Origin of the sequence: Citrobacter sp. Marseille-Q6884 (genome assembly GCF_945906775.1) — a bacterium.
Classification (GTDB): Bacteria; Pseudomonadota; Gammaproteobacteria; order Enterobacterales; family Enterobacteriaceae; genus Citrobacter.
Genome location: NZ_CAMDRE010000001.1, coordinates 331372 through 354320 on the forward strand (window position 1 = coordinate 331372; position 22949 = coordinate 354320).

Consider the following 22949-nt stretch of genomic DNA (forward strand, 5'->3'; position numbering starts at 1 on the left):
CGTTCTTAGTGCAGAGTCGGTTTACGGACTTCCGGGGCGGTCGGCTGCTGACGCGTAAAGGTGTCATGGCACAGCAATGCCGCAACACGCACGTACTCGATGATCTCTTCGAGCGACATTTCCAGCTCTTCCTGATCTTCGTCTTCGTCATATCCCAGTTGGGCGATGTTGCGCAGGTCGTCAATAGCTTCACCGGTTTCGCCGGTGACTTTGTCGAGTTTAGGCTGCGTGACGCCCAGGCCCAGCAGAAAATGGTTTACCCAGCCGGCCAACGCATCGGCGCGATCGAACACGCTGACGTCATCGCCTTCAGGCAGATAAAGCTGAAAAAGGAAGCCGTCATCTTCCAGAGCATCGCTGGTGGCAGCATGCATTTTCAGCAGCGCCTGGGCCAGCTCATGACCGAAGGCCAGGCCTTCGTTTGTGAGGTCGTGCAACAGCGGCTGCCAGGAGCTGTCGTTGTTGCCACCGCAAATCATCCCGCTGATCAATCCGTGCATTTCCGCGGGGGTCAATCCGGCCCCTTGTTGGTTCAAAAACTGGCTCACTTCGTTGTAGCCAGGCATTTCGTTCTGTATAGACATAAGCATTCGTCATCAAAGGGAGGAATATTCATGGTATGCTACCACTTTGGCCCCTGGTGAACCAGAAAAGGGCTTGTATCTTGATCCCAGGGTAGCTATAGTGTCGCCCCTTCGCGGACCCCAGGTCTGAAGACGAAGGCAGCGCAGTCAATCAGCAGGAAGGTGGCATGTCTGCACAACCCGTCGATATCCAAATATTTGGCCGTTCACTGCGCGTGAATTGCCCGCCTGAACAAAGGGATGCGTTGAATCAGGCAGCGGACGATCTGAATCAGCGATTGCAAGATCTGAAAGTTCGCACTAGAGTCACAAATACTGAGCAGCTGGTTTTCATCGCCGCGTTGAACATCAGCTATGAATTAACTCAGGAAAAAGCGAAGACGCGTGAGTACGCGGCGAGCATGGAACAACGTATTCGGATGCTGCAACAAACCATTGAACAAGCGTTGCTTGATCAGGGTCGCATAACCGAAAAAACGAGCCAAAACTTTGAATAACACTTTTCGGTTTACTGTGGTAGAGTGACCGTGAAGACAAAATTTCTCTGAGATGTTTGCAAGCGGGCCAGTCCCCTGAGCCGATATTTCATACCACAAGAATGTGGCGCTCCACGGTTGGTGAGCATGCTCGGTCCGTCCGAGAAGCCTTAAAACTGTGACGACGCATTCACCTTGAACCAAGGGTTCAAGGGTTACAGCCTGCGGCGGCATCTCGGAGATTCCCTTCTACCTGGCAACAGCCATGACACTACTTTCTGAACTTCCTTTATCCCGGCAAGAAATTCGTCAACTGATTCGCCAGCGTCGTCGCGCGCTTACCCTCGATCAGCAAATCCACTTTGGTCAGCAAGCCGCAGCCAGAATGCTGAGCTTTCCTCCCGTGGTTCTTGCCCATACCGTGGCACTGTTTCTCTCCTTTGATGGCGAACTCGATACCCAACCCCTGATCGAACAGCTTTGGCGTGCCGGCAAGCGAGTCTACCTTCCGGTTTTGCATCCGTTCAGCCCCGGTAATTTATTGTTTCTGCATTACCATCCGCACAGCGAGCTGGTGACAAACCGGTTAAAAATTCAGGAGCCTAAACTGGATGTGCGCGACGTATTGCCGCTGTCAAAACTGGATGTGCTGATCACGCCGTTGGTCGCGTTTGATGAAGACGGACAACGTCTGGGAATGGGTGGTGGTTTTTATGACCGCACATTACAAAACTGGCAGCAACATAACATCCAGCCCGTAGGTTATGCGCATGATTGCCAGTTAGTCGAAAAACTGCCTGTCGAAGAGTGGGATATCCCGCTACCTGCAGTGGTGACGCCGTCAAAAATATGGGAATGGTAGCCGTTTTTTGCCAATTGACAGCGTCGTTTTTTTGACCTAAATTCCTCGGTGAAGGGTGAGGGAGGCGAACCTCCCTCCTGCGTACTCTCTGTTAATATGCTGGCCAAGCGATGATTAACAGGATCAGCAGCATGATGACGTATCTCATCATCGTCCCTTTCCTTTTTAAAGCCCCTGCTTCGGTAGGGGCTTTCCCGTTTCAGCACTCTGCTGAGCCCCTATCGTAAATTCCTTTTATTGCTGTACAACATAGAAAGCAGCCTTTAGTTACCAATTGCGGTAAGGCTCGAAAACAGAATGTATGCGTTACAGTAAGAGATAGTGAGGCAGGGAAATCAGAGGAAAGATGGGCAGGTCAACCGCCTGCCCATAGAGAGGAAATCAGTACAACAGACGCGCGCGAATAGTACCCGGCAGCGCTTTCATTGCCAGCAGCGCTTTCTCCGCCACATCTTCATCCGCCTCAATATCAATAACCACATAACCGACCTGGGCGGAGGTTTGCAGATACTGCGCGGCAATGTTGACGCCCTGCTCAGCAAAAATCTGGTTCAGCGCCGTCAGCACACCCGGACGGTTTTCGTGAATGTGCATCAGACGACGACCGCCGTGCAGCGGCAGGGACACTTCCGGGAAGTTAACGGCGGACAGCGTAGAGCCGTTGTCGGAATACTTGGTCAGTTTACCGGCCACTTCCAGACCAATGTTTTCCTGCGCTTCCAGCGTTGAACCACCAATGTGCGGCGTCAGGATCACGTTGTCAAAATCACATAGCGGAGACGTAAACGGATCGCTGTTGGTTGCCGGTTCCGTTGGGAAAACGTCGATTGCCGCGCCCGCCAGATGTTTGGTTGCCAGCGCGTCACACAGTGCCGGAATATCGACAACCGTGCCGCGCGCGGCGTTGATCAACAACGCACCCGGTTTCATCAGGGCAATCTCTTGCGCGCCCATCAGGTTTTTCGTTGAGGCATTTTCCGGTACGTGCAGGCTAACCACGTCGCTCATATTCAGCAGATCGGAAAGATGCTGTACCTGGGTGGCGTTACCCAGCGGGAGTTTATTTTCAATATCGTAGAAATAGACGTGCATCCCCAGCGATTCCGCCAGAATGCCCAACTGGGTACCGATATGACCGTAACCGATAATCCCCAGTTTTTTACCGCGCGCTTCAAAAGAACCGGTAGCCAGTTTATTCCAGACGCCACGGTGCGCTTTGGCATTGGCCTCTGGCACACCACGAAGCAGCAGCAGCAGCTCGCCAATCACCAGTTCAGCCACGGAACGGGTGTTAGAGAATGGCGCGTTGAACACGGGGATCCCGCGTTTGGCGGCGGCACCAAGATCAACCTGGTTGGTGCCAATACAGAAGCAGCCAATCGCCACCAGTTTCTCTGCTGCCTCAATCACATCTTCAGTCAGATGGGTACGGGATCGCAGGCCAATGAAATGGGCATCACGGATGGACTCTTTCAGTTGTTCAGTGTCCAGAGCGCCTTTATGAAACTCGATGTTGGTGTAACCTGCCGCACGAAGGCTTTCCAGTGCTTTCTGATGCACGCCTTCAACCAGCAGAAATTTAATCTTGTCTTTCTCCAGCGATACCTTTCCCATTTACCCGACCCTGTCTTTTTTTGTTCAAACTGATGTGTTGTGTGTGGGATTTTCATCCTCCTCTTCAACATATCAAAAAATAATATTGCGGCAATATGAACGTTTGCGTCGACATTCTGAGGAAATGTTATTCAGCGGGAAATGTCAGAGGAAAATACTGGTGATAACTTTTTCTTTGGAGGGATCGGCAGGACAAGATTGAAAACGTGACAGAAGTCACCAAATTTGCCCTGCCAAAATTTTTTTAACGGCAGAAGACGCTTCCGTCAGATCATTTTACGATAGTTTTCACGCCATCAGCCGTACCGATCAGCGCCACGTCCGCACCACGATTGGCAAACAGGCCTACGGTCACAACGCCTGGGATCGCATTAATGGCGTTTTCCATCGCAATAGCGTCGAGGATCTCCAGACCATGCACATCGAGGATCACATTGCCGTTGTCCGTCACCACACCCTGACGGTATTCAGGACGACCACCCAGTTTCACTAACTGGCGAGCAACGGCGCTACGTGCCATCGGAATCACTTCTACCGGCAGCGGGAAGCTACCGAGAATATCGACCTCTTTAGAGGCATCAGCGATGCAGATAAATTTCTTTGCCACTGAAGCGATGATTTTTTCACGGGTCAGCGCCGCGCCGCCGCCTTTGATCATCTGCATGTGGCCGTTAATTTCATCTGCGCCATCAACATAGACGCCCAGGCTGTCCACTTCGTTAAGATCGAACACGTGGATACCGAGGCTTTTAAGTTTTTCGGTCGATGCGTCCGAGCTGGACACTGCGCCTTCAATCTGACCTTTCATTGTGCCCAGCGCATCAATAAAGTGTGCGGCTGTTGAACCTGTACCTACGCCCACAATGGTACCGGGCTGTACATACTGAAGTGCCGCCCATCCTACTGCTTTTTTCAGTTCATCCTGCGTCATGATCGTTTCGCCTGTGGTGTGAAAATTCACGCGCATTATAGAACATTGTGCAGAAAAATGTCCCCACACCCGCTTGCTGGCGGCGGATTTCATCTTTACCCAACCTAAATTTATGTCATAGTGCAGAACAAATAAAAATTTCAGGAGTGCGTCAGAGCAATGAAACGTCCGGACTACAGAACACTACAAGCACTGGATGCGGTTATTCGTGAACGAGGATTTGAGCGCGCTGCGCAAAAGCTGTGCATCACGCAATCCGCGGTTTCACAACGCATAAAACAGCTTGAGAATATGTTCGGACAACCGCTGCTGGTACGTACCGTCCCTCCTCGTCCTACAGAACAAGGGCAAAAACTGCTGGCGCTTTTGCGTCAGGTGGAACTGCTGGAAGACGAATGGCTCGGTGATGAACAAACGGGCTCTACGCCGCTGCTGCTCTCGCTGGCGGTCAACGCCGACAGTCTGGCCACCTGGTTACTGCCAGCGCTGGCCCCGGTGCTGGCAAACTCGCCGATTCGTCTGAACCTGCAGGTTGAAGATGAAACGCGCACCCAGGAGCGTCTGCGTCGCGGTGAAGTGGTCGGTGCGGTGAGTATCCAGCACCAGGCGCTGCCAAGCTGCCTGGTGGATAAACTCGGCGCGCTGGACTACCTGTTTGTCGGTTCTAAAGCCTTTGCCGAACGTTATTTCCCCAATGGCGTCACGCGTTCAGCCCTGCTGAAAGCGCCAGCGGTTGCGTTTGACCACCTCGACGATATGCACCAGGCCTTCTTGCAACAAAACTTCGACCTGCCGCCGGGCAGCGTGCCGTGTCATATCGTTAACTCGTCTGAAGCCTTTGTGCAGCTGGCGCGTCAGGGCACCACCTGCTGTATGATCCCGCACTTACAGATTGAAAAAGAGCTGGAAAGCGGTGAGCTTATCGACTTAACGCCGGGGCTGTTCCAGCGTCGTATGCTTTACTGGCACCGCTTTGCGCCAGAGAGCCGCATGATGCGCAATGTCACCGATGCGCTGCTGGAATACGGACACAACGTGCTGCGCCAGGATTAAACGCGCTATTACCGCTGAGTGCCGGACAAGCTTCGCTTATCCGGCCTACATGTTCCCTACCGCCTTCTCCATTTCCCCAGCCACTTCCTTGAAATAAATCACAAAATTAAAATCTTTCACGCGGCAAAAAACGACGCCCTGTTGGCTATTTTTTGCTGGCGACAAGCCGAATGAAAAAGCTCACCGTAATCGCAAAGATTCAACTAATTGCGTAATACGGAGCAAAAAATGGCAAACGTGCAGGATTGGCAAACACTCGCCAATAAAGAACTCAGCAGACGGGAAAAAACCGTCGAATCACTGGAACGACAAACGGCAGAAGGGATTGTCATCAAGCCGCTGTACACCGAAGCAGACCTCGATAATCTGGAAGTGACTGGCACCCTACCCGGCCTGCCGCCTTACGTACGTGGCCCGCGCGCAACCATGTATACCGCGCAGCCGTGGACAATTCGCCAGTACGCCGGTTTCTCCACCGCCAAAGAGTCCAACGCCTTTTACCGCCGCAATCTTGCCGCAGGGCAAAAAGGGCTTTCCGTTGCCTTCGACCTCGCCACCCACCGTGGCTATGACTCTGACAACCCACGCGTAGCGGGCGATGTGGGTAAAGCCGGTGTGGCGATTGATACCGTCGAAGATATGAAGGTACTGTTTGACCAAATCCCGCTGGATAAAATGTCCGTGTCGATGACCATGAACGGCGCGGTGTTGCCGGTGATGGCGTTTTATGTTGTGGCGGCAGAAGAGCAAGGGGTATCCCCCGAAAAACTGACCGGGACAATCCAGAACGATATCCTGAAAGAGTACCTGTGCCGCAATACCTATATTTACCCACCGAAGCCCTCAATGCGCATTATCGCCGACATCATCGCCTGGTGTTCAGGCAATATGCCGCGCTTTAATACCATCAGCATCAGCGGTTATCACATGGGCGAAGCGGGAGCCAACTGCGTTCAGCAGGTGGCATTTACGCTCGCCGATGGTATCGAATACATTAAAGCGGCGCTTTCTGCCGGGCTGAAAATCGATGATTTTGCCCCACGCCTGTCGTTCTTCTTCGGCATTGGCATGGATCTGTTTATGAACGTCGCCATGCTGCGCGCGGCTCGCTATCTGTGGAGCGAAGCGGTCAGCAGTTTTGGCGCATCCGATCCAAAATCATTAGCGCTGCGTACCCACTGCCAGACCTCAGGCTGGAGCCTGACAGAGCAAGATCCCTACAACAACGTGGTACGCACTACCATCGAAGCCCTCGGCGCCACGCTCGGCGGTACACAGTCGTTACATACCAACGCCTTTGATGAAGCCCTCGGTCTGCCAACAGATTTCTCCGCACGTATCGCGCGTAACACGCAGATCATTATCCAGGAAGAGTCAGAGATCTGCCGCACCGTAGATCCGCTGGCAGGATCGTATTACGTCGAATCGTTGACCGATCAAATCGTGAAGCAGGCGCGCGCCATTATCCAGCAGATCGATGAAGCAGGCGGGATGGCCAAAGCGATCGAAGCAGGATTGCCAAAACGTATGATCGAGGAGGCTTCCGCGCGTGAACAATCCCTGATTGATCAAGGCAAGCGCGTCATCGTTGGGGTTAATAAGTACAAACTGGATAAAGAAGACGAAACGCCAGTACTGGAAATCGACAACGTTAAAGTCCGCAACGAACAGATCGCCTCACTGAAGCACATCCGCGCCACCCGTGACGAGGCGGCGGTCAACGCGGCACTCAATGCGCTCACCCACGCCGCACAGCACAATGAAAACCTGCTGGCTGCCGCCATCAGCGCTGCCCGCGTTCGCGCCACCCTTGGTGAAATCTCTGACGCGCTGGAAGCCGCCTTCGACCGCTATCTGGTGCCAAGCCAGTGCGTCACCGGGGTTATTGCGCAAAGCTACCACCAGTCCGACAAATCCGCCGGTGAGTTTGATGCCATCCTTGCGCAAACCGAACAATTTCTGGCGGAGAACGGACGTCGCCCTCGTATTCTGATCGCCAAGATGGGTCAGGATGGTCACGATCGCGGCGCAAAAGTGATTGCCAGCGCCTACTCCGATCTGGGGTTCGATGTTGATCTCAGCCCGATGTTCTCCACACCCGAAGAGATCGCTCGTCTGGCCGTTGAGAATGATGTGCACGTGGTTGGCGCATCTTCGCTGGCTGCAGGTCACAAGACGCTGATCCCGGAACTGGTTGCCGCACTGAAGCAATGGGGACGCGAGGACATTTGCGTCATTGCGGGTGGCGTCATTCCGCCCCAGGACTATGCCTTCCTGCAAGAGCGTGGCGTGGCCGCGATTTATGGTCCGGGTACGCCAATGCTCGACAGCGTCCGCGATGTGTTAAACCGGATCAGTCAGCATCATGATTAACGCCGCCACGCTGACAGATAGCGTCCGGCGCTTGCGCCTGGGTGAACGCGCCACGCTCGCTCAGGCGATGACGCTGGTTGAGAGTCAACTTCCACGTCACCAGGCGCTGAGTACGCAATTGCTGGACACCATCATGCCGTTTACCGGTAATGCCTTGCGCTTAGGGATCACCGGTACACCGGGCGCCGGGAAAAGCACGTTTCTGGAAGCCTTCGGTATGTTGCTGATCCGTAAGGGTCTGCGGGTGGCGGTGATCGCCGTCGATCCCAGCAGCCCGGTCAGCGGCGGCAGCATTCTGGGTGACAAAACCCGGATGACGGAACTGGCGCGCGCAGAGGCGGCGTTTATTCGCCCGGTACCATCCAGCGGTCATTTAGGGGGCGCCAGCCAGCGCGCTCGTGAATTGATGCTGCTGTGCGAAGCCGCAGGGTTCGATGTGGTGATTGTCGAAACCGTCGGCGTCGGGCAGTCCGAAACCGAAGTGGCGCGCATGGTCGATTGCTTTATCTCACTGCAGATCGCCGGGGGCGGCGACGATCTGCAGGGGATCAAAAAAGGGATCATGGAGATGGCCGATCTGATTGTCATCAACAAGGATGACGGTGATAACCGGGCCAGCGTTGCCATCGCCTGCCATATGTATGAATCCGCTCTGCATATTCTGCGGCGCAAGTATGACGAGTGGCAGCCTCGGGCACTGGCCTGTAGCGCCCTCGAGAAACGTGGCATTGAAGAGATCTGGCAGGCCATAACCGACTTCAAAACATGCCTAACCACCAGCGGTCGACTGGAAAAAGTCCGTCAGCAACAAGCGGTAGATTGGTTACAAAAACAGGCCGAAGAAGAGGCACTGCATCTGTTGTTTGCCCGTACTGATTTTGAGCGTTATTTCCAGCAAACACTGCAGTCAGTCAAAAACAGTGATCTTTCGCCGCGCACCGGTCTGCGAAATATCAGCGAATTTATCCAGCATCATTACTTTAAATAAAGAGAACATTATGTCTTATCAATACGTCAACGTTGTCATCATCCAGAAAGTTGCGGTCATTGAGTTCAACTATGCTCGCAAACTCAACGCCCTCAGCAAGGTGTTTATTGACGATCTTTTGCAGGCATTGAGCGACCTCAATCGCCCGGAAATTCGCTGCATTATTCTGCGCGCGCCGAGCGGAGCAAAAGTGTTCTCTGCCGGGCATGACATTCATGAACTCCCTACCGGACGCCGCGATCCGCTCTCCTATGACGATCCGCTGCGTCAGATCACCCGCATGATCCAAAAATACCCGAAACCGGTGATCTCCATGGTTGAAGGCAGCGTCTGGGGCGGTGCGTTTGAGATGATCATGAGCTCCGATCTGATCATCGCTGCGGAAACCTCCACCTTCTCAATGACCCCGGTCAACCTTGGCGTCCCGTACAACCTGGTGGGCATTCACAACCTGACCCGCGATGCCGGGTTCCACATCGTGAAAGAGCTGATTTTTACCGCCTCGCCCATCACAGCGCAACGAGCCATGGCAGTCGGGATTCTCAACCATGTGGTCGCGGCCGACGAACTGGAAGATTTCACCTTACAAATGGCGCACCACATCTCGGAAAAAGCGCCCCTGGCGATTGCCGTCATCAAAGAAGAGCTGCGCGTGTTGGGTGAAGCGCACACCATGAATTCCGATGAATTTGAGCGGATCCAGGGTATGCGCCGTGCGGTGTATGACAGCGAGGACTATCAGGAAGGGATGGCCGCGTTTATGGAAAAACGTAAACCTAACTTTGTCGGTCATTAATCACTCCCGCAGACAGGAGATCGCCATGAAACGGATGAGTGCCGAAGCCGCGGCAGAAATTATCCAGCACGATGATATGGTTGCGTTCAGCGGTTTTACGCCAGCAGGCTCACCAAAAGCGTTGCCTGCCGCGATGGCTCAGCGTGCCATTGAGCTTCATCAGACCGGGCAGCCTTTTCAGATCCGACTGCTGACGGGAGCATCAATCAGCGCAGCCGCAGACGATGCATTATCCGAGGCTGATGCCGTTTCCTGGCGTGCGCCTTATCAAACCTCTTCCGGCCTGCGACAGAAAATCAATCAGGGCCAGGTGCGGTTTGTCGATCTCCATCTGAGTGAAGTGGCGCAGATGGTCAATTATGGCTTTTTTGGCGATATTGACGTTGCCGTCATTGAAGCCTCCGCGATTGAGCCGGATGGTCGGATTTGGCTTTCCAGCGGGATTGGTAATGCCCCCACCTGGCTGCTGCGGGCGAAAAAAGTCATTATCGAGCTGAACCACTACCATAATCCACGCGTGGCGGAGTTGGCGGACATTGTTATCCCTGGCGCGCCGCCACGCCGTAACAGCGTTCCCATTTTCCATACCATGGATCGCGTGGGCAGCCAGTTCGTACAGATTGACCCGCGTAAAATTGTCGCGGTGGTCGAGACCGACCTTCCCGACGCCGGAAACGCGTCAGATAAGATGAACCCGGTCTGCCAGCACATTGCCGATAACGTGGTGATCTTTCTGCTTGAAGAAATGGCGCGTAAGCGTATCCCGCCGGAATTCTTACCCTTACAAAGCGGCGTCGGCAATATCAACAACGCAGTGATGGCGCGGCTTGGCGAGAACCCGGACATTCCGCCTTTTATGATGTACTCAGAGGTGTTGCAGGAGTCGGTGGTACATTTGCTGGAGACCGGCAAGATTGTGGGCGCCAGCGCCTCCAGTCTGACGATTTCAGCCGATTCGCTGAAGAAGATTTATGACAACATGGATTTTTTCAGTAACCGGATCGTGCTTCGCCCGCAGGAGATCTCCAATAACCCGGAGATCATCCGCCGTCTTGGGGTCATCGCACTGAATGTGGGGCTGGAGTTTGATATCTATGGTCATGCCAACTCCACGCATGTTGCGGGAGTGAACCTGATGAACGGTATTGGCGGCAGCGGTGATTTTGAGCGCAACGCCTATCTGTCCATCTTTATGGCTCCGTCGATTGCCAAAGACGGGAAAATCTCAACGATCGTTCCTATGTGCAGCCATGTTGATCACAGCGAACATAGCGTCAAAGTGATCATTACCGAGCAGGGTATTGCCGATTTGCGCGGCTTATCGCCGCTACAACGAGCGCGAACCATTATCGACAATTGCGCGCATCCGCTTTACCGGGACTACCTGCACCAGTATCTGGAGAAGGCGCCCGGCGGGCATATTCATCATGATCTCTGCCATGCGTTCGATCTGCATCGCAATTTGATCGAGACCGGATCCATGTTGGGTTAATCTGCCTTACCGTCACGATCTTCAGCAATATGCTGCAGCATCGTGGCGGTATAGCGATGATTTTTCAGCGAATAGAGAAATTCCTGCATATACATTGGGTTGCCAGGCGCATCAAAATATTTCAGCGTCGCCGGATTCACCAGCCGCCAGGCAAAATGGGGGATCACCGTCAGAAACTGACCGCGCTCAACGGCGCTTATCTTGGCCATAAAGCTGTACGGGCGATAGATAATCGTCGGATTGATCCCACAAGGCTGCATGTAGGCATCCAGCATTGCCTCAAAGTTCGCCCGATTCTGAAAGCGCATCTGTAGCCAGGGTAACTCGCGCAGCAGATCCTGCGGCTGTCTTTCTTCGTAACGCCGGGAAACCAGAAATCCAAGGCGCAACGGCGGCAACTCGCTGATCGCCAGATTTTCCAGCTCCTGTACGCGCGGCGAAACGTGCTGTGGCGAAATAATAAAATCGAGCTGCCGGTCAAACAGGTTATCAATCACCCCATTCTCACTGAACTCAACAGCCTGCGCCGTCACGCCATCGTACTTGTCACCAAGGCTTATCAACTGGTCGAAAATAATCGTGGGATAGGTATTGTCGATGCCGATGACTACGTTTCGCGAGCGGCGAGAGGAATTATGGATTTCGTTATCAATGGCAGAGAGCCGTTGATAGACAGGGAACAGTTTTTGATACAGCTCCTGCCCCGCTTTGTTCAGACTGATGTTGTTATCTTTACGGGTAAACAGCGTATAGCCAATTTGATCTTCCAGTGCAGCAATGCTTTTGCCAAAGGGCGATGCGGTCATATGTATTTTTTCTGCCGCTCTGGCGATGTTATTGGTCTGTGCCAGCAGAATAAAATTACGCATCTTTTTCGAGATAAAAATATCCATAGTCGCCTCATAAAGTCACTATGGATATCCTCTTGCAGGCAAAAAAAAAGACTCGCGACGCGGTCTCATTTTTACAGTTGCTCACAGAAAAAACCCGGCTGGATAAGCCGGGTCTGAAAGATTACTGCGTTTTGGCAGGCGTTGCTGCCGGCTGACCCGCTGCAGGCTCAATCTGGAAGACCACATCAACCTGATCATCAAACTGAATAACCGGCTGCTCATAGGTTTCCTGCGCTGACGGTGCAGGCGCAGCGTCGGCTTTCATCATACGAACCATCGGGCTCGGCTGATAGTTAGAGACATGGTAACGCACGCTGTAAACCGGACCCAGCTTGCTGTTGAAACCGGCTGCCAGCTCCTGTGCCTGATGAATGGCATCATCAATCGCCGCTTTACGCGCTTTGTCTTTGTAAGCATCCGGTTGGGCCACACCCAGCGATACCGAACGAATCTCATTCAGACCTGCTTTCAGCGCGCCATCCAGCAGTGCGTTGAGTTTATCCAACTGACGCAGTGTCACTTCAACAGTACGCACCGCGCGATAACCTTTGAGTACGCTTTTACCATTCTGGTAATCGTAATCCGGCTGCGTGCGCAGGTTGGCGGAGCTGATGTCCTTCTTCGCTATCTGATTCTGCTCAAGGAAGGAAAGATATTGCGCCACGCGATCGTCAGCCTGCTTCTTCGCTGAAGCGGCGTCCTTCGCTGCCACGTTGACTTCAATCGCCAGAGTAGCGATATCAGGCGTTGCGTCCACGCTTGCCGTACCTGAAGTCACGATGTGCGGTCCATTCGGCAATTCATTTGCCTGTACCGATAGTGCACTGAATCCGACTAATGCCGCCAGGGCCATCACTTTAAACTTCACTGTCGTTCCTCCATGTTACGTAAATCACCCCAACACTCAGGGCGCATGCAGGCAAGCTTAGCCGATCTCACTCCATTGTCCATCAGACAACGCTTAGTTGAACAGCGCATAAACATGCCCAACCCCTTCTTTTGCCAATTGAAAAGCGATAAACCACATCACCACGCCGACCAGCGTATTAATGATCCGCTGCGCTTTCGCCGTTCGCAGACGCGGAGCCAGCCAGGCCGCCAGCAGCGCCAGGCCAAAGAACCACAGAAACGATGCGCTGACAGTTCCCAGCGCAAACCAGCGCTTAGGCTCTACGTCCAGTTGACCGCCCAGGCTACCGAGTACCACGAAGGTATCCAGATAGACATGCGGGTTCAGCCAGGTCACCGCCAGCATCGTGGCGATGATTTTCCAGCGCCCCTGCTTCATCACCTCAGCGCTGGCCAGTTCCAGGTTGCTGCTCATTGCCGTTTTTAATGCGCCAAAACCGTACCAGAGTAAAAATGCCACCCCGCCCCAGGTGACCAGCGCCATCAGCCACGGTGATTGCATCAGCAATGCGCTACCGCCAAATATCCCCGCGCAGATCAGCAGTAAGTCGCTGACGGCGCAAAGTAAGGCAATCATGATGTGATACTGGCGGCGAATGCCCTGGTTCATCACGAAGGCATTTTGTGGACCAAGTGGAAGTATCATTGCCGCGCCAAGCGCAAGACCTTGAAAATAATACGATAACACGTTAATCATCCCGAGCTGTTTCTCTTAAGCGCAGACTATAGCGCGGGAAAATCATTAGCGGAAATTGATAATTTTAATTGGGTATAAGAGCAGCTAATGTAGAGGGCAAAAAGAAAGGCCGGCATGCCGACCTTATCCTGATTACTCAGCCGTATTTTCTTTCATACGCTTGAAATTCACATCCATCTGCGGATACGGGAAGCTGATACCGTTGGCATCAAACTCGCGCTTAATGCGCTCCAGCACGTCCCAGTAAACGCTTTGCAGATCGCTGCTGTTGCTCCAGACACGTACCACAAAATTAATTGAGGAAGCCCCGAGCTCATTCAAACGTACCGTCATTTCACGATCTTTCAAAATACGATCGTCAGACTGAATAATATCGGTGAGAATTTTTTTCACCTGATCGATATCGGAGTCATACGCGACACCGATGATAAATTCGTTACGACGAACCGGCTCACGGGAAAAGTTAATGATATTTCCGGCAATGATTTTACCGTTCGGGATCACCACAATCTTGCCGTCTACGGTGCGCATGGTGGTGGAGAAAATCTGCACGTTGAGTACGGTTCCGGCGACACCGCCGAGATCCACATACTCACCCGCACGGAACGGACGGAACATTACCAGCAACACACCCGCAGCCAGGTTAGACAGAGAGCCTTGCAACGCCAGACCCACGGCTAAACCTGCGGCACCGAGAACGGCGATCACAGAGGCCGTCTGCACCCCGACACGCCCCAGCGCAGCAATCAGCGTAAAAGCGATAATACCGTAGCGCACCAGCGCAGAGAGGAAGTCCGCAACGGTTGCGTCAATTTGACGCGCAACCATCACACGGTTAATGGTGTTAGACACAACACGCGCCACAATCATCCCGACGATGATGATAGCAATAGCCGCAACGATGTTAACGGCATAACTCAGCAGCAGCGCCTGGTTACGTACCAGCCAGGTGCCTGCACCATTTATGCTGTCGACAACATTCAAATCTTCCATTCACTATTCCTTTTATGCTTACCCAAAACGGGAGAAATAAAGCCGTCCCATAAGGACGGGCAATTTGACAAGGGTAAACAATAAACCCGGTTTTTGCCAAATTGATCACAGAAATTTCTGTAAATAGCACATTGAAATAGAAATAAAAAAGGCCCGCATGTGCGGGCCTCGTCTCACGTAGAACGGGATAAATTACAGAACGTCAACCGCGTTCAGTTCTTTGAAAGCCTGTTCCAGACGGGTGATCATGGTTGCCTGACCAGCACGCAGCCATACGCGCGGATCGTAGTATTTCTTGTTCGGCTGATCTTCGCCTTTCGGGTTACCCAGTTGACCCTGCAGGTAAGCTTCGTTTGCTTTGTAGTAGTTCAGAACACCTTCCCAGGTTGCCCATTGGGTGTCGGTATCGATGTTCATTTTCACTACACCGTAGCTTACGGAGTCTTTGATTTCCTGAGCAGTAGAACCGGAACCGCCGTGGAAGACGAAGTTCAGGCTGTTGTGCGGCAGGTTGTGTTTCTTAGAAACATAGTCCTGAGAGTCGCGCAGGATAGTCGGGGTCAGAACCACGTTGCCTGGCTTGTACACGCCGTGTACGTTACCGAAGGAAGCCGCGATGGTGAAACGCGGGCTGATTTTGCTCAGTTCAGTGTACGCGTAATCAACGTCTTCTGGCTGAGTGTACAGTGCAGAAGCGTCCATGTGGCTGTTGTCCACACCATCTTCTTCGCCACCGGTGCAACCCAGTTCGATTTCCAGAGTCATGCCCATTTTGGACATGCGCGCCAGGTATTTGGAGCAGATTTCGATGTTCTCTTCCAGAGACTCTTCAGACAGGTCGATCATGTGAGAAGAGAACAGCGGTTTGCCGGTAGCTGCGAAGTGTTTTTCACCTGCGTCCAGCAGACCGTCGATCCACGGCAGCAGTTTCTTCGCGCAGTGGTCAGTGTGCAGGATAACCGGAACACCGTAGTGTTCAGCCATCTGATGAACGTGATGCGCGCCAGAGATAGCACCCAGGATAGCAGCACCCTGAGGAACGTCGGACTTCACGCCTTTACCCGCGATGAAAGAAGCACCACCGTTGGAGAACTGTACGATAACCGGCGCTTTCACTTTTGCAGCGGTTTCCAGAACGGCGTTGATGGAGTCGGTACCAACGCAGTTAACCGCTGGCAGAGCAAAGTTGTTTTCTTTTGCTACCTGGAAAACTTTCTGTACGTCATCACCAGTGATTACGCCCGGTTTTACGAAATCAAAAATTTTAGACATGTTGCGAGTCCTGTATCTTCGGCCTTGGAAAGGGCGCGCGCTCTGAAGCGCGCTAAAAATTGGGCAGGTTATCCCTGCCCATTAGTGTCTTACTTTTTAGCACGCTCTTCGAGCATAGCTACTGCTGGCAGTACTTTACCTTCCACGAATTCGAGGAATGCGCCGCCGCCAGTGGAGATGTAGGAGATCTTGTCAGCAATGCCGAACAGGTCGATTGCTGCCAGAGTATCGCCGCCACCTGCGATAGAGAATGCTTCGCTGTCTGCGATAGCGTTAGCAACGATTTCAGTCCCTTTACGGAAGTTCGGGAATTCAAACACGCCAACCGGGCCGTTCCACAGAATGGTTTTTGCATTCTTCAGGATGTCAGCCAGCTGCTGTGCAGACGCGTCACCGATATCCAGGATCTGCTCGTCTTCTTTCACATCGCTAACGGATTTCAGCGTCGCTGCGGCGGATTCAGAGAACTCGGTCGCAACACGAACGTCAGTCGGAACCGGGATGTCGCAAGTGGTCAGCAGACGTTTAGCTTCATCAACCAGATCAGCTTCGTACAGGGATTTACCCACGTTGTGGCCTTGAGCAGCAACGAAGGTGTTCGCGATACCACCACCTACGATCAGCTGGTCAGCGATTTTAGACAGGGAGTCCAGAACGGTCAGTTTGGTAGAAACTTTAGAACCACCAACGATAGCAACCATCGGGCGAGCCGGTTCTTTCAGTGCTTTACCCAGCGCGTCCAGTTCAGCAGCCAGCAGCGGACCTGCGCAAGCTACGTCGGCGAATTTACCGATACCGTGGGTAGAAGCCTGCGCACGGTGAGCGGTACCGAATGCGTCCATGACGAATACGTCACACAGTGCAGCGTATTTTTTGGACAGCGCTTCGTCGTCTTTCTTCTCGCCTTTGTTGAAGCGAACGTTTTCCAGAACAACCAGTTCACCGGCAGCGACTTCAACGCCGTCCAGGTAATCTTTTACCAGGCGAACCGGAGCAGACAGTTTGTCTTTCAGGTAGTTAACAACCGGCAGCAGAGAGAATTCTTCGTTGTACTCGCCTTCGGTAGGACGACCCAGGTGGGAAGTTACCATCACTTTAGCACCCTGTTTCAGGGCCAGTTCGATGGTCGGCAGGGAAGCACGGATACGCGCATCGCTGGTTACTTTCCCTTCTTTAACTGGTACGTTCAGGTCCGCACGGATAAAAACGCGTTTACCAGCCAGATCCAGATCGGTCATCTTAATTACAGACATGGTGAATCCTCTCGTTGATTCATAAAGTTTTGTCGACGCTCAAGCGTCGAGCCTGAAACCAATAGCAGCCATCGCTAACGTCGTGTCGAGCATACGGTTAGCAAAGCCCCATTCATTATCGCACCAGACCAATGTTTTGATCAGGTGAGCACCACTCACCCGCGTTTGCGTACCATCAACGATGGCGCTGTGCGGGTCGTGATTAAAATCTACAGAGACCAACGGTAATTCCGTATAGTCAACTATACCATGAAATGCACCTTGTGCTGCTTTTTGCAGCAACTGGTTGACTTCAATGGCTTTTACCGGTTTTTTCACCGTCACGCTTAAGTCGATCGCCGTCACATTTATGGTCGGAACACGCACCGCAATCGCTTCGAATCGATCGTTGAATTGCGGGAAAATACGCGTGATGCCCGCCGCCAGTTTAGTATCTACTGGAATAATAGACTGGCTGGCCGCTCGCGTACGACGCAGGTCTGGATGATAAGCATCAATTACCTGCTGATCGTGCATCGCTGAGTGGATCGTCGTGACGGTGCCAGATTCAATGCCGTAAGCATCATCCAGCAACTTAATGACGGGAATTATACAATTCGTGGTGCAGGAGGCGTTTGATACGATCCGGTGTTCAGCGCGCAGCTGATCCTGGTTCACGCCAAACACAACGGTTGCGTCGATATCGTGACTACCAGGATGTGAAAAGAGCACTTTTTTTGCACCGGCGGCAATATGCGCCTCACCGTGTTCACGGTTGCCATAAACTCCCGTGCAATCCAGCACAATATCGACACCCAGTTCACGCCATGGCAGCGCATCAAGGGTTCGCTCGTGCAGAATGCGAATCGCGTCGTCACCTACCATGAGCTGGTCGCGTTCCTGGCGAACATCCCATGCAAAACGTCCATGGCTGGTGTCATATTTCAACAAATGCGCCATGCCTTCAGCATCCGCCAGTTCATTGATTGCCACCACGGTGATTTCCGCCCGACGTCCGGATTCATACAACGCACGAACCACGTTACGTCCAATGCGACCGAAACCATTAATCGCTACGCGTACGGTCATAGGTCCCCTGCAAGGATTTCTCAGAAACGATGTGGCAGACAGAGTAATGCAGCAAACCGCTCAGGAAAACCTTACCTGTCGCAAACTGCGACTGATTGATTAATTGTCGAACATTTAATCGACTGAAACGCTTCAGCTAGAATAAGCGAAACGAGGAATAAAAGGAATGATTGTCCAGCAACAGAACACAGTTATCTGACTTACGTCACATTTTACTGTTTGATTGCTGTCAAAAAGTGATGAGGGTGACGAAAGGAATATTGGGGTGGAATTTACTCATACCCCTTGATTTCACATGGAAACCTCTCCCGCAGCAAGCACTGTCGCTGCGGGAGAGATAGCGTTAGTTCACCACCAGCGTCGTTGTGATGGTATAGCTCAACGCCCAGGAAGAGTGCCAGTCGCGACCATTGAAGGTAATCACACCACTATAGTTCCCCTTAGGTAAGGCGGCGTTACTCCCGTCTTCCGGCACATAGGTAATCTTCGGCGCATTACCCGGCGCCGTACACCCTGAGGCACTGTTAAATTCAAAGAAGGTACATTTGTTTGCTACCTGCCCTCTGAACGTTACCGTTTGGGGATTGCCCTTTTCATCAGTCAACTCAGCCGTCAATACTGAGTACGCCCCATAATTCGTCGACCATATTAATGACGTAGGGCCTGTGGTATTCCCGGTGACCACAAAACCCAGGTTGAGAAAGTTATAAATTGTTTCTCCTGTATACGCGTTCGACTGAGTAGAACTGGGAATATTCCACGTATCCTCAATTGACCCCATAAATATGGTCGAGCCATTAGAGAGACTGCTACCGTTAATGCTGGCAGTCACATTCGCATTTCCGAATTCGGAACCGGACAATTGTACCGCCGCTTCCCCTTTATCATTCGTATCGCTAGTCGCAGCAGAAAGATTATTTAAGGTCGTTGTCCATGAGACTGTTACCGCCTGCAAGGGATTATCGTTAGCATCTGTAACCGTGGCCGTATACGTAACAGGCGCGGTGTTTGCTGCTACGTGGTCTGTACTGGCGGTGACTTTGACAACCCTGGCTGTTTTAGCATCACCGATAAACGTCACTGTAGTCGCGCTCAGTTGACTCGCTGGTGATGTCAGGGAGGCTGTTATTTTCACACTCCCGGCTTTAAGCGATTTACCGCTGACGCTCGCTTTGCCACTCTCTGACGTAATACTGTTTGCAGAAGAAAGCTGTATATCTTGATTATCCGCGGTCCAGTTTACTGTCACTCCTTTCAGCATATTCGTGTTGGCATCTGTAATATCGGCAGTCCAGGTGACCGATGAAGAACCCTCTGCGATCGCCTGGGCATTATCTGCAGTCACCGCATTGATTTGCGCCGTTTCGATATTTCCAACCACCTGCAATGTCTGCGACTGACTGCTTACACCTGCTGTTGCCGTTACGGTAATACTCCCCGCTTTCAGGCTGGAAAATGACGTCGTCGCATGTCCATTTTGATCCGTTACGGACGACATGCGGCTGAAAGTACTGCTGGTTTCGCTACTGCTCCAGTTTACCGTCACTCCCGGAACCGGGTTATTGTTTGCGTCCATCACGCTAGCCGTCAGCGCGACACTGTCCTTATCGGCAACAATATCATTTAACTTCTCGGCCACCAGCGTACTCACCTGTAAGGAGTCGCTGTCAGCGGTAAAGTTGAGGTCAGACAACCGTTGTGAACTGCCATTAATGCTGGCATCCACACTATAGCTACCCGCTGTTTTCGACGACACTTGTACCTGAGCAACGCCGCTACTGTTGGTTTTACTGGTCTGTACCGACATTTCCGCACCAGCAGGAGAGGAGCTCCAGTTAACCTCAGCACCTTCCAGCAGATTACCGCTAGCATCAGTGACGGTTGCGCTGATGATAATTCCCTCTTTTCCATTCGCAACGACACTTTGGCGATCGCTGGTGATATTCGCGAGTTTGGCCGTCGTCGCGTCTGCTACAAACGTCACTTTATCGGCCTGAAGCGTCGTACTTGCTTCCGTACGGGCAGAGACAACAACATTACCGGCGCTGGTGGACATCAACACAACCTGCGACTGGCCATTTGCGTCACTGGTGGTTTCCGTCGCACTAAATCGGGCATTTGAGGTATCTGCTGACCAGAGTACCTTCATGTTTTGCAGCGCTTCACCCTGCGCATTTGTCACGGTAGCAGTATAGGTAATGCCATCGTTACCATTCGCAGTAGCCTGCGTTTTACTCATCGTAATGGCGCTAATTTTCTGCGTACTGTTGTCAGCAACAAAGGTGATAGATTCTGTTTTCTGCGGGGATTTTCCGTTCACATCCGCGGTTACCGTCACCGTACCCACTTTTGCCGATTTCAGCGCAAATGTCGCTTTGCCCTGGCTGTCGGTTAGTGACGATTGGCTCCCAACCCGGGTGTTATCCGTTTTCTCCACGGTCCAGTTAACCGTCACGCCTTCCAGAGGGTGATTGAAATCATCCGTCACCTGAGCGGTGAGCGTATTGGTGTCGTTATTATTCGCGACGACCTGCTGTTTTTCACTGTTAATAGAGACAACTTTGGCCGTCGCGGTGTCCGCCACAAAACTCAACGTTGGCGAGCTTAATGTCCTCCCCTGATCCAATTGTGCAGTAATAATCGTGTTAACCACGGCATTACTGGTCACCTGAATTTGTGCATCACCCTGCTCATTGGTCGAGGTTTGGGATGAAGACAACGCTGCCTGCGCGGCGTCTGCCGTCCAGTTTACGGCGATGCCTTTCAGCGGTCTTTCGTATTGGTCGATAACATGTGCCGTCAGCGTTATCGGTGCGGCCCCGCTCGCTACCACACGCGTGGCTGAGGTATCCAGCCCGGCGAGCTGTGGCAGCGTCTCTACCGCCTCTTCGATCAGTTTCGTACTCACCAGCCTCACCGTTTTGTCAATCAGCGGCTGAATGAGCAATGTTTCCGGCTGAGTACCTGATGTCAGCGTCGCTGCATACTCCCCAGGCGCAGTTTCGCTATAACCAGTTATTGTCGCTTTTTTCAGCGAGTCCTCGATATCGGCATCAACCGTTGTTGAGGCAGAGAGCTCGGTGGTTAATCGTGAGGCTAATCCTGTTGCATGCTCACCCTGGCTGGTTTTAAGGCTCACTGTCACCCTGGCGGTGGTAGTACCATCCGCCGGAACCTTACCCGGCGTCACTGCAACCGAAGACTGGAGAGTCGTGACATCAATACCGCTGACATTGACCTTCATCTCGCTGGCATTTGATTTATTGCCATTTTTATCCCACGCGATCCCGGTCAGTGTGTAACTATTGATACCATTACCCTGCCAGGCTGGCAGGGTCAGGACAAACTGTTCCGGAGTGCTACCCTGCGCGATTTTTCCACCGCTATTCAGAAATGACGCCGCCTGCCATTCAATAGATTCAAGGCCATATTTAGTTTTAACCTTCGCACTGACATTCTGTCTGGACTGCTCTTTCCCAGCCAGAGAAGCAGGAAGCGCCAGCGAGATCAGATCCTGTTTGCGGTACTCAAGTACAATATTGTTGTTTCGTGCGACCAAATCATGTCGGCTCCCCATAAGCGAGCGATGTTGCGCAACCGCCGCGCCATCAAGCTGAGCGCTCAACGGCATCCCCATGAGCCAGTTGAACGTCAAATTAAGCTGGGTATCTTTCTCACCATTTTTCCCCCACTTCTGGTCTACACCAAACGTCAGTAATGGGAACGGTGTATAATTCAGACCCAAAGTAATCGCGTGCGGGTTACTCTGGCGGTCATCTTCGTCATCGCCAAACAATCCCACACTGTCGCCATAATATTGTTCATAAACGACGTTGGTGCCAAGCTGCGGCCAGGCGGGTAAATATCCTTCAAGTCGAATATCGAACCCATTAGCAACACGCTCATCATAATCGGTATAACGTGATGAGGACTTCCAGTCACTCAAGCGAAAATAACCATTAGCAGCAAGTTTTATATAGTCCCAACCTGACTCCACGCCAATACCCAAACGGTCATGCTGAACACCTGATACTTGACGATCATAAAAAATATTATTCCCCAGCATCCATTTATCGGAGAAATAACGATAACCTATACCGGCATTAATGATATTACGATCATCGTGACGACGACCACCCAACTGGGTAAACAGGAGATTTTCTTCATAATCATAAAGTGGCAGCAATATATCCATTGAAGAGTCGTTTAACGTGAAACGCTCATCGGTACTGATATTCACCCTCGCCGTACCAAACTGATTTAACCACTGTTGTAACTCAGCAGAGGCTATGCCTGTCGAGGTGGATACCAGTGTCTGACTCAGTGCCCCTGCATTGTCGCCACTGAGTAATGTTCCAGCCTGTATGGTGGCCTTTGCAATACGACTTTCTGTCTGTTTCTGTGAGGATTCATCAGGCTCTGAACGCGTCAATGCCTGTGCGCTAACATTACTGGTTGGCGCTAAATATAATAAAAATGAAGGGGGGCATAATTGCAGAACGATCTGAACCGCAGCAAGCAGTTTTTTGCCAGAAAATTTCATCTCTACACTCCATGAAAGAGAACTCCATATTAATCGGCGAAGATTATATTTGTTAATTTAAATATACAACCCCTCGATCATTTCCCTGACCTTCACACCTTACATATCCCCTCGTTAAATACATTTTAATTATGAATGGTTATTTTATATAT

At 52.1% G+C, this 22949-nt stretch carries 18 protein-coding genes and 1 other RNA gene; 8 read left to right on the forward strand and 11 right to left on the reverse strand.

What is annotated here, in order from left to right; genetic code table 11:
• Positions 1-5: 5 nt before the first annotated feature.
• Positions 6-584 carry a YecA family protein gene (locus N7268_RS01465; RefSeq protein ID WP_260861564.1) on the reverse strand — a complete coding sequence of 193 codons (579 nt, stop codon included), beginning with the start codon at positions 582-584 and terminating at the stop codon, positions 6-8.
• Between the two features lie 167 nt (positions 585-751).
• On the opposite strand from N7268_RS01465, the gene zapA reads away from it, so the two are divergent.
• The 3 genes from zapA (at position 752) to N7268_RS01480 (ending at position 1922) form a co-directional block, all read left to right on the forward strand.
• The gene (gene zapA, locus N7268_RS01470; protein WP_042322090.1) at positions 752-1081 is read left to right on the forward strand and encodes a cell division protein ZapA; all 330 of its coding nucleotides are present in this window, start codon (positions 752-754) and stop codon (positions 1079-1081) included.
• Between the two features lie 41 nt (positions 1082-1122).
• A non-coding RNA gene (ssrS, locus tag N7268_RS01475) (6S RNA) lies at positions 1123-1306 on the forward strand.
• A 19-nt stretch (positions 1307-1325) separates the two neighbouring features.
• On the forward strand, positions 1326-1922 hold the full coding sequence (locus tag N7268_RS01480) for a 5-formyltetrahydrofolate cyclo-ligase (protein WP_260861565.1): 597 nt from the start codon (positions 1326-1328) through the stop codon (positions 1920-1922).
• Positions 1923-2303: 381 nt separating this feature from the next.
• Here N7268_RS01480 and serA read toward each other — a convergent pair whose 3' ends face one another.
• On the reverse strand, positions 2304-3536 hold the full coding sequence (gene serA, locus N7268_RS01485) for a phosphoglycerate dehydrogenase (RefSeq protein ID WP_198905870.1): 1233 nt from the start codon (positions 3534-3536) through the stop codon (positions 2304-2306).
• Positions 3537-3807: 271 nt separating this feature from the next.
• Positions 3808-4467, reverse strand: coding sequence for a ribose-5-phosphate isomerase RpiA (rpiA, locus tag N7268_RS01490; RefSeq protein WP_260861566.1), 660 nt, complete (start codon positions 4465-4467; stop codon positions 3808-3810).
• Positions 4468-4626: 159 nt separating this feature from the next.
• Between rpiA and argP the strand changes: the two genes are divergently transcribed.
• The 5 genes from argP to N7268_RS01515 all read left to right on the forward strand — a co-directional run bounded on the left by argP (position 4627) and on the right by N7268_RS01515 (position 11169).
• Positions 4627-5520, forward strand: coding sequence for a LysR family transcriptional regulator ArgP (gene argP, locus N7268_RS01495; protein ID WP_198905867.1), 894 nt, complete (start codon positions 4627-4629; stop codon positions 5518-5520).
• 228 nt (positions 5521-5748) lie between these two features.
• Positions 5749-7893, forward strand: coding sequence for a methylmalonyl-CoA mutase (scpA, locus tag N7268_RS01500; protein WP_260861567.1), 2145 nt, complete (start codon positions 5749-5751; stop codon positions 7891-7893).
• Positions 7886-8881 carry a methylmalonyl Co-A mutase-associated GTPase MeaB gene (gene meaB / locus N7268_RS01505; protein WP_260861568.1) on the forward strand — a complete coding sequence of 332 codons (996 nt, stop codon included), beginning with the start codon at positions 7886-7888 and terminating at the stop codon, positions 8879-8881. The genes scpA and meaB overlap by 8 nt, the downstream gene beginning before the upstream one ends.
• A 10-nt stretch (positions 8882-8891) precedes the next feature.
• Positions 8892-9677 carry a methylmalonyl-CoA decarboxylase gene (gene scpB / locus N7268_RS01510; RefSeq protein WP_260861569.1) on the forward strand — a complete coding sequence of 262 codons (786 nt, stop codon included), beginning with the start codon at positions 8892-8894 and terminating at the stop codon, positions 9675-9677.
• The gene (locus tag N7268_RS01515) at positions 9604-11169 is read left to right on the forward strand and encodes an acetyl-CoA hydrolase/transferase family protein (protein WP_260861570.1); all 1566 of its coding nucleotides are present in this window, start codon (positions 9604-9606) and stop codon (positions 11167-11169) included. The genes scpB and N7268_RS01515 overlap by 74 nt, the downstream gene beginning before the upstream one ends.
• Here the strand turns inward: N7268_RS01515 and srsR are convergent.
• From srsR to N7268_RS01555, 8 genes are all read right to left on the reverse strand, one after another.
• On the reverse strand, positions 11166-12062 hold the full coding sequence (srsR, locus tag N7268_RS01520) for a LysR family transcriptional regulator SrsR (protein WP_260861571.1): 897 nt from the start codon (positions 12060-12062) through the stop codon (positions 11166-11168). The two genes, N7268_RS01515 and srsR, sit on opposite strands and share 4 nt — an antisense overlap.
• 121 nt (positions 12063-12183) lie before the next feature.
• Positions 12184-12930, reverse strand: coding sequence for an oxidative stress defense protein (locus N7268_RS01525; RefSeq protein ID WP_260861572.1), 747 nt, complete (start codon positions 12928-12930; stop codon positions 12184-12186).
• A 93-nt stretch (positions 12931-13023) separates the two neighbouring features.
• Positions 13024-13659, reverse strand: coding sequence for an arginine exporter ArgO (gene argO / locus N7268_RS01530; protein ID WP_260863515.1), 636 nt, complete (start codon positions 13657-13659; stop codon positions 13024-13026).
• Positions 13660-13800: 141 nt separating this feature from the next.
• On the reverse strand, positions 13801-14661 hold the full coding sequence (locus N7268_RS01535; protein WP_260861573.1) for a small-conductance mechanosensitive channel MscS: 861 nt from the start codon (positions 14659-14661) through the stop codon (positions 13801-13803).
• A gap of 192 nt (positions 14662-14853) precedes the next feature.
• Positions 14854-15933, reverse strand: a complete 1080-nt coding sequence (gene fbaA / locus N7268_RS01540; RefSeq protein ID WP_003027029.1) for a class II fructose-bisphosphate aldolase — start codon at positions 15931-15933, stop codon at positions 14854-14856.
• A gap of 89 nt (positions 15934-16022) precedes the next feature.
• Positions 16023-17186, reverse strand: a complete 1164-nt coding sequence (pgk, locus tag N7268_RS01545) for a phosphoglycerate kinase (RefSeq protein WP_198905848.1) — start codon at positions 17184-17186, stop codon at positions 16023-16025.
• 39 nt (positions 17187-17225) lie between these two features.
• The gene (gene epd, locus N7268_RS01550; protein WP_198905846.1) at positions 17226-18254 is read right to left on the reverse strand and encodes an erythrose-4-phosphate dehydrogenase; all 1029 of its coding nucleotides are present in this window, start codon (positions 18252-18254) and stop codon (positions 17226-17228) included.
• Positions 18255-18597: 343 nt separating this feature from the next.
• Entirely contained in the window at positions 18598-22797 is a 4200-nt protein-coding gene (locus N7268_RS01555) for an Ig-like domain-containing protein (protein WP_260861574.1), read from the reverse strand.
• Positions 22798-22949 lie beyond the last annotated feature (152 nt).

Coding starts and splice junctions, on each gene's coding strand:
- epd (WP_198905846.1), bottom strand. CDS start 18,254: ATGACCGTACGCGTAGCGATTAATGGTTTCGGTCGCATTGGACGTAAC.
- zapA (WP_042322090.1), top strand. CDS start 752: ATGTCTGCACAACCCGTCGATATCCAAATATTTGGCCGTTCACTGCGC.
- argP (WP_198905867.1), top strand. CDS start 4,627: ATGAAACGTCCGGACTACAGAACACTACAAGCACTGGATGCGGTTATT.
- serA (WP_198905870.1), bottom strand. CDS start 3,536: ATGGGAAAGGTATCGCTGGAGAAAGACAAGATTAAATTTCTGCTGGTT.
- N7268_RS01555 (WP_260861574.1), bottom strand. CDS start 22,797: ATGAAATTTTCTGGCAAAAAACTGCTTGCTGCGGTTCAGATCGTTCTG.
- fbaA (WP_003027029.1), bottom strand. CDS start 15,933: ATGTCTAAAATTTTTGATTTCGTAAAACCGGGCGTAATCACTGGTGAT.
- scpB (WP_260861569.1), top strand. CDS start 8,892: ATGTCTTATCAATACGTCAACGTTGTCATCATCCAGAAAGTTGCGGTC.
- N7268_RS01480 (WP_260861565.1), top strand. CDS start 1,326: ATGACACTACTTTCTGAACTTCCTTTATCCCGGCAAGAAATTCGTCAA.
- N7268_RS01515 (WP_260861570.1), top strand. CDS start 9,604: ATGACAGCGAGGACTATCAGGAAGGGATGGCCGCGTTTATGGAAAAAC.
- rpiA (WP_260861566.1), bottom strand. CDS start 4,467: ATGACGCAGGATGAACTGAAAAAAGCAGTAGGATGGGCGGCACTTCAG.
- pgk (WP_198905848.1), bottom strand. CDS start 17,186: ATGTCTGTAATTAAGATGACCGATCTGGATCTGGCTGGTAAACGCGTT.
- N7268_RS01535 (WP_260861573.1), bottom strand. CDS start 14,661: ATGGAAGATTTGAATGTTGTCGACAGCATAAATGGTGCAGGCACCTGG.
- scpA (WP_260861567.1), top strand. CDS start 5,749: ATGGCAAACGTGCAGGATTGGCAAACACTCGCCAATAAAGAACTCAGC.
- srsR (WP_260861571.1), bottom strand. CDS start 12,062: ATGGATATTTTTATCTCGAAAAAGATGCGTAATTTTATTCTGCTGGCA.
- N7268_RS01465 (WP_260861564.1), bottom strand. CDS start 584: ATGTCTATACAGAACGAAATGCCTGGCTACAACGAAGTGAGCCAGTTT.
- meaB (WP_260861568.1), top strand. CDS start 7,886: ATGATTAACGCCGCCACGCTGACAGATAGCGTCCGGCGCTTGCGCCTG.